We start from the raw sequence: 12,938 nt of genomic DNA, 5'->3' as shown, positions 1-12,938 counted from the left end.
GCAACGTTCTATTGAATAACTACTATCTTACGGGCTACAGTTTCCCCGCCGGAGGCGGAAGTCATCAGTACAGTCCCTCTCCTGTTCGCTCCGAAAGCTACGTGCAAATAAGCATGCGAACTATATTTGCTATTGAGTTCCGACACCATACCGTCTCCCGGAAATGCTTCGGGAGATGCGGCGGATGGGTGCAGAAAGAGCCAGCCGGCAGACGTCGGATTCAATACCCGGACCGTCCAGTTACGGTCGGTTGAACCAACCAAATCGAAAACAAACGAATCGGTATCTTTCTGGTCCGATATAATGGGATTCCAACTGACACGAACCGGCTGAGACAGATTATCACACGTCATAGTCAAGGTTGTAGATACGGCACTATTGGCCGGTGAGGTAAAATCCCCTGTTATTTTATACTTATTACTTCCTAAAGCTTGTACAGACAGATTGGTCAGCCAATTACAATCGGCAGGTAGGGTCAGAACCGGCTGAACACCACGGCTGGAATATACGGTACAAATATCTACGCCCGTCGCCGATGTAGTCACACCTGTTTTTCCATATAGGCTGAATACATTATTAGACGATGCCATACGGTATTCACCGTCGGCCACAATACAGGGCAGATCCGTGTCTTCATCCGTCAACTCCACTTTCAGAGCATTCGAAGGTGCAGAAGCCACAGCAATATCCGGATTTTCATATCCCGGACCATTGACGCCCACCACCGTAACAATATAACGGTGGTTACGTACAATGTTCAGGGGAGCTCCGTTGTTACCCGTCATTACTACCTTATAATAGCCTTTTTTGCCTTTATACCGGGCTGCAATCACTACTCCCATATAGTCGGAAGCCGAACAATTGCGCTCGTATATGTATAAAGAAGGTTCAGCACTATTAACCCACCCCTTACGATAATCCAGATAGGTTCCACCGGTAACCGGATTTGCGGTAACGGGAGTGTTAACTTCTCCTGTGCAATCGGTCGGAGCCAGGAAGCCATGACAGGCTCCCTGATGTACGGTAATTCCTTCGATGACAAAATCATCCAGTCCGGTATTTACACCCCCACTACCCTTCTTCACTTGTATACAGGCAGTGGAACGCAACAGTTTCACACCCTCTGCTTTCGTCACGATATTGATTCCGTTGAGAGCAAAACGTCCCCACATAACCAAAGGCATCACATGGTTTAACAATGTGCTCTCTCCTTCATTCACATGTTCGAGCGAGGCTGTCTGCAAAGAAGAGATAGCCGCATTTTCTGCCATACCCGGAGTTATATCACCAAAGTTCAAGCGATCCGAAGTGCCATCAGCACTCCGCCCGTTTGCAACCAGATGAATGATACGCCGTTCCGAAGTGGCATCCAAACGGACTGTGAAATTAATCCCCGTTCCGGTAACAACCAACCTGTCATTCTCTACTTTGACACGCTCCATAAACTTTGCGTCTTTGTCGAATATCAGCAAGTCTACGTTCTTAATATCGGTATCCGTATACGGGCCACCGGCACGAGTAAGCGTATTCACTGACTCCGGTTGCGGCAAGGTTACCGAAACAGCAACATCTATCTTCCCATAAGCGGGTTTCTGTTCCTCTTCCTCATGACTGCACGAGACAAACAGAAAGGCAACCAGTATACCTATTATATATTGTATTTTCATACTATAGCGCATTTTCATTGTTTACACTAAAATCTATTTCCTCTCTCCCCGATAATCATCGGAATAGGTATTCACTACTACGGGAGTCCAGAGAGGCTTCTCTTCCGGTCGGAACGGCACCTTAACCGAACGAGATGAGCGAGTATTGGCAGGGGCAGCAGCAAGTACTGTTACAGATGCCGAATGTTTAATACGGTCATATACAATTGTTGCAACTTTTGTATAACCTCCTTGATCATACGTTCCATTACCTCCAGTAGTAGTAATAAGTACCCGATAAGTATCATTATACAACCTTTCACCACCTTCATTATAATAATTATATTTATTATAATCCCCGGTTTCAGCAGTTCCTTTAGACATTGTTCCTCCTTTATAGGCAGTCATTTCAAAAGTCATAGGAGCAGGTGCTATCCCTGAACTATACCATGTTGCATAAACATCCAATTTTATTTTTCGGGGAGAGTTTACATCGCCTTCCAATACAGGGGCATTAAAAAATGCAGTTTCTCCCTGTCCTTGACGTGCATCACCACCCCACTGTAGCAGCAGTTTGCCATTATAATTAACAGTCTGATTCTTGCTCCATCCAACAGGCTTTTTATCATAAGAAGAATTATTACTTCCATCACCAGATACATTATTACCTTGGAATTCAACCGCAATATCCACATCAGCCCTATCCCACATAAATTTAACAACAAAATAGTCAAAAGGAGGAATTGTTACAATAATATCCTGGTGTACTTTAACCGTAACCTGATAATCCGGGCAATCGGCATGATGGAAAGTTAACGATCCGTCACGGGCCTCATCGGAAGGTTCACGGTCTGTTGTCATAGTCAGCACTTGCGTTAACGGATTCCATCTCAAATCACTATGAATCCAAGACTCCCATGAATCGAAAATAATATTTCTACTACCACCCAACACAGTCACATCTTGTGAATTAGTGACTGCAGTCTGCGCTGAACCTGTTGGAGCAAGTGCATTTATTACCCCATCATCCACATGGATGTAGCAGTTCACTAACGAAATCGTATCCGTATCAAGCGTTGTTTTATTCTTCACAACAATCTGACCATCTCCATAATAAGTATCAAAATCATCCGGCTTAATCGTCGAAGTACGTGTAAAGTTGACTGTGGTGTTTCCTTTCACCCCATTCTGTATGTCCGAAGTCGCTTTGGGACTACTACCTAAGAATATCCAGTCACCTCCAATACTCTTAACCTCCACCGAGCGATTTTCATGTGCTTTAGGACAAAATATAAGTTTATGTTCACTAACTTTGATAGTACCTCTATCCGGTCTTTGTGTAACCGGTATTTTCTTGGTCACATTATTTGCTTTAATGGTAATATAAGAGGTACGCGGATGATTATCCACATAGCTATCCAGATCAGCAGTAATTTCCACCGCATTCCCATCCAACTTTTTCACCGAAGTAATCCACGTGGCCTCAGGTGCCTTCTCCACTGTATATTCCCGGACATTTGTATTTACATGTATCGTGTCTTTGAATGCCAGCCCAACGGAAGCTTTATCCGTATAGAGTTGGGTCTGTGACAAATCGGCTTCCAACTGTGTATCTTGCCAGTTTAATATCTCAGTAGAGACATCGAGCTTTCCACCAAGGAAAATGCGTACCAACAAAATTCCGTTAACTCGTGGAACCCGAGGAATTACCACATCCGTCTTCTCGAAACGTGTACCTCCTTCACTGGCCAGATCGACACTCAGTTTAAGATGGCTGGTAGTCGTGTCGGTCGGAAGCGCATTCAGATAATCAGTTCCTTTATGGGCCGGCACAATAAACCGAAGCGTATCACTATACTGATGACCCGCCATTGCAGTATTATTATGTATAGTAAAGGTACCGGTCATAGGTTCCGCACTCACAGTAGGGTTGTTTTTATTGGGGTATAACCCTCCTTCCCAATTAAGAGTCGTAGGCACATTACTCAATTTCATCGTGTGGGTGCCATTAATATCCAGTCCTCCGGCATCAGCTATCACGACTTTGACCAATGCAACGTTCCGTGAAAGCAATGCTGTTTCGGAAGCGACATTATCCTGACCGGCAATAACCTGCTGTCCGGTAATATAAGCCGTACGCAACTCAGGCATAGACGGCAAACTCCCACCGGCAGAACGTGTTTCCCACATTTTCAGTGATGAACGCCCCTGTCCACGGACAGGCTGAACCAATTCACTGTTTATATCCCTGTCGGCACTGACCAACGTAATATCCCACGTACCTGCCGCAACCGGCATGGTAAGGCGGTCTGCAGCGTAAGCCACATCCGGCACTTTCTGCCTGAACTGTCCGGCAGCAGCCCCATCTCCATCAAACAGATAGACTTGCGTATTATTGATAATATCAGCAGAAGCTCTCGTCATCCTGAAAACCAATGAAGGATTACCATTGGTTCCCCCTGGCGATTCCCTGTCATCCGTACAAGCAAACGCCAGAAAAAGCAGCAAGCCCATCAATCCTGTATATATTCTTTTTCCTGTCATAGTTCTTTTTTCATCCATTTTCTTCTGAGCAGACAAGAAGACCTTGCATTTGAAATGCAAGGCACTCTTATCCCTAAGAATCATTTTATTTCCGGATCGTAAACTCTGCCATACGTTCTGCGTCAGACACACTGATCGGCTGTGCACCTGTAGGCTGGTTTACAGATTTGATCTTCAGTTTCACCTGTTTTTCCAAAGCATCCGTACTGAACAATACCACTCCATTCACATTAGCCGAACTATGGTTGCCGTCTCCACTGATGCGTAGGTCATGCAGGTTGGTAAAGACAAAGTCTTTTCCTTCTTTTGCCGTAGCATCGGGCAATGTCACACAGTTAACAATGATATCACTACCTGTGGCATTAGTCAGTAAGGCTCCGTCTGAAGCACGCAACAGCGAAACGGTGAAGAAGCCCGACACCACATTATTATTTACTCTGTGGTCGCCAAGTGAAGTTATGGCCAGGCGTGCCGGCTGATCAACAACAATTCCGCTGCAACTCAACAATTCGCCATCAAAAGCGACATTGGAACCACTCAGGCTATGTACTTTATTGAAATTCACCACCACGGTTTTAGGAAGTTCATAGCGGGTATCCTCCAATGTTCTGACATTAAAAGATGACTTTTGCGAACCATTGGCAAATATCACTCTCGGTGTCAATCCCATATCGAAATCAAGCGCATCGGCTGTGCCTTCTCCATAAATGCCATCTACTATAATATTGGCTCCCGTTGCATTAGTCAAAGGAGTTCCGTCAGTTTTGAACAACCCAAGTTCATATAAGATATCTTTTGAGCCTTCTTCGCCGCGCTCCGTACGTACCAACTTTACAACCGCCTGCTGATCTTCGATAACCGCTTTTCCTACAGGCTTCACCAGATAGCTCTGCTGAACATCCGACAATAGCAATTCAAAGTCCTTCACACCTTCGATCAGATCATTCGCCTTTACCGGAACCTCAATATCCTGTTTCACCAGATAGCGGTCAGCCGTTCCGCGTGAGGGAGTGAAAGAGAGCTTTCCCTTCACCGGAGTAAAGTTATTGGCCGTTGTAGCCGATGCTTCGCGAGTGGCATAACCTACACTCACAGGAACAGGCGCTCCCTCTTTCGTGGTGGCATATCCGGTCAGTGTCACAGTAAACACAGCGGTAGCTGTTCCGTTTACCGGCTTGGTTATTTTCACGTCCGAGACATAGAGTCCATGTCCGAGCTTGACAAGACGGCTACCACTACCCAGAAAAAGTAACTCCCCGGATGATGCAGTCAAGGCCTGACGGTAAATGGTAGGTTTATTATCCGTCACATAACGGTCAAACTCTTTCTCACCCGTAGCAGAATACATACAAACCCGGCCCTCATCCGAAGACAGCAGCAACACTTCACCGTTGTTAGTCACCTTAATCTTATCAAAGTTACCATCAATCGTTCGGTCAAACTCAGCTTTTCCTGTCGGCAATATACGGACAAATGTTCCTCTGCGTGCGTTGACGTCATAAGTGGTTACCACTGATTCGCCGGTAGTCCGGTTCATACCCACACCTCTCACACTTCCGTTCGAGGTACCCGAGTACAAAGCTGTTCCGTCATTTCGCAATAAAGCGTAATATCCTTTATTACCACTGCCTCCTACTAATATATTACCATTGCGGGCCACCCGTAGATGGTTGAGCGTTGCCAATCCCTGGTTGGCAGGTATCAGTGTTTTAGCAAAAACAATATCACCTTCCGGACGAATCTTATAAATAATACCTCCATCTGTCGATGAATTACCGGTAACAATCACCGAACCGTCATTGATATTGGCGTTCAGGCCTGTCACTATAAATCGTTTAGCCGGAATGGCAGTCACATAATAAGGTTTCCCTTTATCATCTAACCGGACCACCACCGTCTGTTCTTTTTCTCTGTCTCCGGAGAAAGCCGCACAGATATATTCAGTCGTGTTGCCCAACACCTCAAACTGGTCACAATAGCCACTTCCGGTGTTCTTATACTGATAAATCACTCTACCCGATTTATCTACTTTCAAGAGAATACCTTGCCGACCGCTTCCTCCTTTCGGCTCCATACCGGAAAGTATCAATGATCCGCTTCGTAGCAAGGCACCTTTCAGAAGCTCGCTTCCTTGTCCTCCCGCATAAATATTGGTAACAATATGACCACTACGGTCTAATATGACCGCCCGTCCGCTCAGCGTCACATTATCCTTTCTGCCTTTTGTATTCATCACAGCAGATTGTCCGACAAGCAGGATATGATTGTCCTCCAACTCTGTCAGCTCATTAACAGCAGTAAACCCGGCCAACGGTAACGAAAAGAGTACCTCACCTTCTCTTCCTATCCAGGTCAGATTGTACTTCTGTCCCTCTTTGCCTACCATAGCCACTTCGTCACCGGCCAACGGGCATACCAGTTGTATCTGGTTCTTATCGCCATATTTCTTATCGAAAACCACCGGCATATATTGGGCTCTCACCTGCAGACAGGCTATGACGCTCAGCAGGAACAGTATCCACACTCTATGAATTCTTGTCTTCTTCATATATCGTTTACTTTTTTATATTTCTACCTCTTATTATATATTTCGACACGCCTTGCCCGACGGTTCACTTGTATCCAGTCGATACCTTCCTCCGGCCAGCGATGATACTCAATTTCCTCTTTCACCTCTTCCGGAGAAAGTTTTATCCTACCATGGGCCTGTATACCGAAACGTACATTTAAACCATGATTGCGCAGGAACTCTGCAACACTCTCTGCCCTTCGTTCTGACAATGAATAGTTATAACTGTCACTTCCTATCTCATCGGCAAAACCATCGAACCTCAGTTCCGAAAACTGGTAGGTACCCATTTCATTGATAAACTGCTCAAGCCTCCGTACAGATTCATCGGTCAGTTCATCCGAATCGAAATCAAAATAAAGAGTCATCAGCAAACCTTCAGGTGCATATTGCTTCAATGCAACAGACTCCGGAGAAACTGTTTCCGTAGCTCCGTTCAACAACAAAGCGCCACCCAAAATCGCATTCTCCTCACTCATCCCGTAAAAGGGCATCCCCTGCTGAGTACCTAAATCTTCTACCGTACGGAGGTAATAAATATCATCTCTTGAAGCCATCTCACGATCGGATACGAAATAAGCTGTTCGCAAATCGAGCGGACACATATAATAATCGTTGAAGACGGAATTTACCGGATGGGGAAAATGACTGATACTGCCCGGCACTACCCCATCCTTATCATAATAAGCACTGAACAGGTCATAACCACCGAATCCCGGCAGCCCGTTAGACGAAAAGATGAGACGTCCTTTATAGATTACAGGAAAGATCTCATCACCTTCCGTGTTGACATCCGGTCCCAGATTTACAGGGGTTCCCCATGTCCGGGCCTCGTCATCCCAATGAACAACATACAAGTCGAACCCTCCGTATCCTCCCGGCATGTCGGAAGTGAACAACAATGATTTACCTTCATTGAATAAGTAAGGATGGGCATATGAAGACATCTCCTCCTGCGGAAAAGCCGGAACATACTTCGTAAATCGTTTCTTCTTATTCTTTAGCACAGAGTAAAACAACTTTGTACGGAAAGGACGTAGCTTCCGGTTTGCCATCTCTACGGTTGTCTTCTCTTTATCATACTCGATAACCGTAGCTACCATCGACTTCATATCCGGCGAAAAGGTCACCGGACCATTCTGCAAGTCAGCAGGTATCTTCCGGAAATATCCATAATATCTCGGAGGTTTCTGAACCTCGGTACCGGGTTCACCGGATTCATCAAGTGCATAATAGTGGGTACGATGAAAGAACAACTTTCCCGGATCATTGAATTTACTGTAGCTAATGGCATAAAACGGCTGCTCACCATAATTTCCAACCCAAAATTCAGCATTCGATGTATTCAGTGATAAGCGTTTTGCCGAAAATCCGGGGTCTTCCAGAACCGAATGGCGCATGGCAAGTGCCTCCAATGTATTCTGATAGCGCTGATAGCGGCTATATATATCTTTATAGGCATTATCCAGGCAAATGGCTTCTGCTTTGCGGGCTTGTCCCTGAAAACGCAAAGCATCCACATAATCACAGACATCATCTACCCCGAGCAAATCCGGATGCAAGCCCATTGCTTTATCATAATGCTCCGAGGCACGACCATATTCCCTTACCATGAAATACAAACGCGCTGTTTTGAGATGAAGCGCAGCCTGACCGGCCTCATCTTTTTCACGCCTGATAGCCGTTTCGTACTGGGCCATCGCTTTATCAAATTTTTGCCTGATAAAATTACGGTCTGCCCGCCGTTCTATCCGCCCTATCTTCCGCTCCTGCGCAACGGAAGGCATAGTTCCTCCCATTAAAAAAAGGAATGCGGCAGCCGACAGGAGAATCTGTATCTTCTTCTTTCTCATTTCAGCAACTTTTTATCAGTAACATTAGCGGAATATATTATAAGTAAGATTTATACCGAACTTAGTCGGACCGATCCATCTCTTGGTTTTCTTACGTTCCAAAGGGAAATTTACATACTCTCCGCCCAAATAATATTTATTATATTGGAGGTGCGCATATCCCAGCCCAATATTCAGATCCAGCCCCCAACGAGAGTTGAAAGCAAATTTATATCCGGTTGAGATACCACCTGACACTCCCCAGCCTTTACGACGATAACTCTGTAACGGATCATTATGCTTCAACAAACCAATATTAAAGTTACCGTACATGGCATAAGGACCTATGTAAAATCCATCCCACGAATCGTTAGTATAGAAGTTACGCGGATTCACATAATAGCGCAATTCAACACTGCTCTGGAGTGCCCGAAACACTTCTTCATGTTTCTTGAATAAATACGGCATCCATAGCACTTCACCGTTCACCGTGAGTTGCCTCGTCAATGTATACTCAAAGCCGACATTAGGCGAACCGGTCAGCCAAAAAGGAATATTCACTTTGACACTTTGTGCCTGTACTCCGCTGATTAAGCAAAATAAAACGGCGACACTCAAAATATGTCGTATAACTGATTTCATTCTAATTCTCTTTTATATGTATATATGTATCATTCCATGTCCGTATCTCCACTCTCGATATCTTCGTTCCATCCTACAACCGATATCTTAATAACGGTATAAGATTCGATCTCAATAATTATACGTTTACCATGCAATAGCCGTAACGGCAACCCTGTCTCCCTTTCCGTAACTTCCACGGGCAGATGGTTGACAACTGCTCCATTTTCATCGAGAAATGTATAATTCAACCTCATCGGTTCATTCTCCACAGAAGGAATAAAACGATGATCTACCTCTAATACATCGGCTTTCTCCTGTACGGGTAATGTTCCGAAATGAAACATTTTATCCTCAGGAGTCAATCGGCCGGTCAGAGTATCATTTTTGAGGTATTGCATCACAGGTGCTCCTTCCGCAAGCAATTGTACCTTCTTTATATGCGATACATCACCGGGAAATTTCTTAAACCGAACCGTTATACGTCCGGTATAGCGTTCCAGTGCTGCGGTATCGGTCTGTAAAATGCCTGGATGTACAATTGCGGGTAAGAACTTCTGGAATAATATAGCCGAAGGCTGTACATATCTGTTCGGTCCGGTAGAACTGCTTTTCAGAATAAAAGCAGAAGCATCCAGATGTTGCCCGTCCACAAACGTAAGACTGTCCGTATTGGTATAACAGTATACTTTATATTCGCCGGGAGTTAACCTAAAACTAAACAAGCCCGCCTCCATGCGCGGATCTTTATCCCATGGAGAGGTTGCATAACGTGCGCCGACCAATGTTCCGGCATCGTTATAGACCAGCACTCGACAATCACTGACAGTCTTGTTCAGAACCTCGGGTACAAAAACCTGATAATTCGTTTCATCTTCAAAATAATCATATGTACACGACGCAAGCGAAAGTAAGACTGCTACACCAGTAAATAATACTATGAGAAGTCTGTTTTTTCTCATGTTCTATAGTTTATTTCATTAATCACCCCCGAGGCCCTCGGGAGCAGCAAGCGTTTCTGCTTATTCTCTGCTCCCGGACCATGATTCCGAGGGGAGTAAAAAGAAAGTTTTTACATTATAATATCTGAACTTACAATATTGCTATCCCAAGGTGTAGGAGCACTCACAGTGATTTCTAAACCACCATATTCCGTAGGAGTTACAGGTACAATCGTGCTTCCGCCGGTACGTAAAGTCAGATTTACTTCACGAATCACATTCGGTACAAAATTCTCTTTAACCACTCCGGACCAATAAACGGTAGCATCACCGGGAAGTGCAGTACCATCTCCCAAAATATGTCCGGCTTTGCCACGTCCTGATACCACTATAAAATACTGACGCTGTCTGTCAGCCGTACCGGTAGTTGCAGAATCATTAACGCGTCCACCATTATTGGGGAATACAACCACATCTCTCCACATCGTGAAGTTTCCGTTTAAAATCGTTCCTCCAGGGTTATAACCGGATCCGGGCTCAGCCGTTTTAAAGACTTCACCATCCGAAATAGACAATATATTAGTAGCAGTCGAGGTAGCACTTACTCCTCCGTCATTCCCTGCCATCACTTTCAGATAATCCGGCAAGCGATAAATCATAATAGAAGCGTCTTGTGTAAAGTCAACCCCTTTGGCGGTATTCTCATTATTCGTATTTCCTTCTTTATCCTTTACGTTCAGACGGACACGCATCAAAGAGACTTCACGTTTCAAAGCAATCGGAGATGGAGTTGCAGTAGCATCCGAAGAAATGACTACACCCGAAACAGCTCCCATAAAGATCTCGGCCGGTTCCGTATAGGCTGTATTGCCAGCCAAGGCAGTAGCACAAAAAGCAGGGAATGTACCCGTTTTATACTTCATCACCATGTTCTGTACCTGTTTCTGACGTACGTTCCACATCCCCCACTCTACAGGAGTTGTGCCTCCATCCAAATAGGTATTGATAGCATCCGCCGAACTCTTCGCATTTGCTATAGCAACCATCGTATATGTACCAGCAGGCACATCTGTATAAGTAAAAGTAGTATTCCCGTCTGTTGGATTAACTACATCTGAAAACCGCACGATATTGCTTGCGTCATACAGCAAAATCTGCACCTGACGGATTTTACTCCACGAAGTTTCCGGTACTGCAGTAGATTGTGCGGCTCTCGTTTTACCGCCCTGTTCCATACTTGTTCCTTCAAAGTTCAACTTAACTATAAAGTTAGCCTTCGAGTTCCCCCCGGGAACTTCTCCTGAAGGCAGTTCATTGTGCTCCGAACAAGCACTCATAGTCATTGCAGCAAGCAAAGACCATAAAAACATAGATTTTTTTCTCATAAACAATTCACTTTAGTTTCTACTTAATTGTTGATTCAGACAGAATGTTAATTTCTGATCCATTTGGCCTGCCCGTTACTTCGTAGGTAACGGGACTACACAAATTCCAAGATAAAGAAGTGTCTTTAAAGGAGTTGTTTTTACTAAAATGAATCTTTACGGTCTTAAAAACGACAATAAAGTCCTTTCCCATCTTTCAACCTGAAAAATGGAATTATTTTTTGTTGCCCTTTCCGAAAGGCAACCCGCTAAAAATGTTCAGTTATTTAATATCTATTGCAAAAATAATTGTTTTATTATGCGTAATTCAAAAAATATATTTAAATTTGCCGCCGATATCATCTCCCGTTACCTACGAAGTAACGGATATTTTTTCAATTAGTAATCAAGCTATTAGCTTCTCAAATTTTTATCTACTCCCTTTTTCTTCTTCGATAAAATATATGTAATAAGAGAGCTATTCATCCGATTTACCTCATCGTCTCTGTAGGGTTGAAAATAGGTTTCGGTTACTTTAACCGAAGAATGCCCCATAGCGTCACAAATCAAGCTTGAATTATAATTCTGTCGGAGGGCCGTTGTCGCCCAGGTATGGCGTGCGGTATAAGTACTTAATCGGTCTCTGATTCCCAATATGTGTGCCACTTGTGTCAACCGATAGTTCTGAAGGCGTAACATTCGGGCATATTGTCCATATTCATCTTTACCAGGATTCTGTATAATAGGGAAAAGATAAGGTGAGTCCGGATTTGCATACATATATTTCTGTATAATTTCCATGGCTTCCTTACCCACCACCACAGTCAGTTTACGACTGGTCTTGCGCCGATGATACGTGATCACATTTCCTTGTAAATCACACCTGCGCAAGAAAGCAAGATCCACAAACGGCATCCCTCGAAGCAGGAACAAAAGCACAAACAGATCACGGCTGAAAGCCAATTTTCCAGGCAACGGTTTTCGGTCCGTCATCAGTCTGCATATAACTTCCGGCGAAACAGCTCTTTTCACCGGGCAATCAATACCGGTATGTACTTTATTGAAAAGACGTGGCACGTAAGTTGCCACACCCCGCTCCAATGCTTGATTATATACAGATCTCAACATACGCATGTAAGTAGAAATGGTATTCCACTTAAGCTGGTCAGCCAATAGTTTCTGTTCAAACAAAGCCAACCATTCCGGAGTCAACTGGCTAAAGGTGATTTCACGTCCATTCATAAAATTTTTCAGTCGATTCAAAGTACTCTGATATACATGGGCAGTACCATTGCGTTGTTCTTTTTTCAGTTCGACTATTCGCTTCTCCATAAATCGAGTCAAAAGTTCTTTTTTCATTTTAAGTCTGTTTAGATTACAAATTAAATTATCGCATGCTTTTGCTTATCATTTCATATATC

General features: G+C 44.2%; 8 protein-coding genes. All 8 read right to left on the bottom strand.

The window, feature by feature from the left end; all coding sequences use genetic code 11:
* Positions 1-8: 8 nt before the first annotated feature.
* The 8 genes from FDF36_RS18760 to FDF36_RS18725 all read right to left on the bottom strand — a co-directional run bounded on the left by FDF36_RS18760 (position 9) and on the right by FDF36_RS18725 (position 12,876).
* Positions 9-1,667, bottom strand: a complete 1,659-nt coding sequence (locus FDF36_RS18760; protein WP_220392364.1) for a FimB/Mfa2 family fimbrial subunit — start codon at positions 1,665-1,667, stop codon at positions 9-11.
* A gap of 33 nt (positions 1,668-1,700) precedes the next feature.
* Positions 1,701-4,337 (bottom strand): BACON domain-containing protein, encoded by a 2,637-nt coding sequence (locus tag FDF36_RS18755; RefSeq protein WP_220392363.1) that lies wholly within the window; start codon positions 4,335-4,337, stop codon positions 1,701-1,703.
* Positions 4,276-6,738 carry a Calx-beta domain-containing protein gene (locus tag FDF36_RS18750; protein ID WP_220392362.1) on the bottom strand — a complete coding sequence of 821 codons (2,463 nt, stop codon included), beginning with the start codon at positions 6,736-6,738 and terminating at the stop codon, positions 4,276-4,278. Before FDF36_RS18750 ends, FDF36_RS18755 begins: the two co-directional genes overlap by 62 nt.
* Positions 6,739-6,761: 23 nt before the next feature.
* Complete coding sequence (locus FDF36_RS18745; RefSeq protein ID WP_220392361.1) at positions 6,762-8,612, bottom strand: OmpA family protein; 1,851 nt, start codon at positions 8,610-8,612, stop codon at positions 6,762-6,764.
* Between the two features lie 24 nt (positions 8,613-8,636).
* On the bottom strand, positions 8,637-9,233 hold the full coding sequence (locus FDF36_RS18740) for a DUF3575 domain-containing protein (RefSeq protein WP_005799113.1): 597 nt from the start codon (positions 9,231-9,233) through the stop codon (positions 8,637-8,639).
* A 29-nt stretch (positions 9,234-9,262) separates the two neighbouring features.
* Positions 9,263-10,174 (bottom strand): FimB/Mfa2 family fimbrial subunit, encoded by a 912-nt coding sequence (locus FDF36_RS18735; protein ID WP_220392360.1) that lies wholly within the window; start codon positions 10,172-10,174, stop codon positions 9,263-9,265.
* A gap of 110 nt (positions 10,175-10,284) precedes the next feature.
* On the bottom strand, positions 10,285-11,538 hold the full coding sequence (locus FDF36_RS18730) for a FimB/Mfa2 family fimbrial subunit (protein ID WP_220392359.1): 1,254 nt from the start codon (positions 11,536-11,538) through the stop codon (positions 10,285-10,287).
* Between the two features lie 393 nt (positions 11,539-11,931).
* Positions 11,932-12,876, bottom strand: coding sequence for a Tsr15 family tyrosine-type DNA invertase (locus FDF36_RS18725; protein WP_220392358.1), 945 nt, complete (start codon positions 12,874-12,876; stop codon positions 11,932-11,934).
* Positions 12,877-12,938 lie beyond the last annotated feature (62 nt).

Source organism: Bacteroides fragilis (assembly GCF_019583405.1).
GTDB lineage: Bacteria > Bacteroidota > Bacteroidia > Bacteroidales > Bacteroidaceae > Bacteroides > Bacteroides fragilis_B.
Note: the sequence above shows the minus strand (reverse complement) of the source record. Positions and strands in the feature narration are given on the sequence as shown.

Coding starts and splice junctions, on each gene's coding strand:
- FDF36_RS18760 (WP_220392364.1), bottom strand. CDS start 1,667: ATGAAAATACAATATATAATAGGTATACTGGTTGCCTTTCTGTTTGTC.
- FDF36_RS18750 (WP_220392362.1), bottom strand. CDS start 6,738: ATGAAGAAGACAAGAATTCATAGAGTGTGGATACTGTTCCTGCTGAGC.
- FDF36_RS18745 (WP_220392361.1), bottom strand. CDS start 8,612: ATGAGAAAGAAGAAGATACAGATTCTCCTGTCGGCTGCCGCATTCCTT.
- FDF36_RS18740 (WP_005799113.1), bottom strand. CDS start 9,233: ATGAAATCAGTTATACGACATATTTTGAGTGTCGCCGTTTTATTTTGC.
- FDF36_RS18735 (WP_220392360.1), bottom strand. CDS start 10,174: ATGAGAAAAAACAGACTTCTCATAGTATTATTTACTGGTGTAGCAGTC.
- FDF36_RS18730 (WP_220392359.1), bottom strand. CDS start 11,538: ATGAGAAAAAAATCTATGTTTTTATGGTCTTTGCTTGCTGCAATGACT.
- FDF36_RS18725 (WP_220392358.1), bottom strand. CDS start 12,876: ATGAAAAAAGAACTTTTGACTCGATTTATGGAGAAGCGAATAGTCGAA.